This is a genomic window from Lactobacillus sp. WILCCON 0149 (assembly GCF_057197965.1).
Window position 1 is genome coordinate 1 of the sequence record NZ_JBUBHO010000052.1, and the last position, 262, is coordinate 262.

A 262-nucleotide genomic window follows, 5' to 3' on the forward strand; every position below is an offset into this window, starting at 1 on the left:
TGTCAATAACTTGGGATAATGTCCCGTAAAATTTAAATTATTAGCGGGGAATTTTCCCCGCTATTTTTATGTGAATCTGTGATACTTGTGCGCTTTTTCCTGCTGCTCAATGAACGAAGCCCGCTTCCAAGGATGGGACATCGGTGGAATATACTTTTTCCGCGGTTTCTTCTTCTTGGTCTCAAAGTCGAGATCCGGAGAGACCTTGGCATTCTTCGGAATCTCGGTTAAAGCATACACTTTCTCGTCAACGGTGACCAAC

At 43.9% G+C, this 262-nt stretch carries 1 pseudogene; it reads right to left on the reverse strand.

The annotated features are described in order from the left end of the window. Positions 1 to 66 precede the first annotated feature (66 nt). Positions 67 to 262 (reverse strand): annotated as a pseudogene (locus ACYVUV_RS12445) (ISNCY family transposase); the annotation flags it as partial.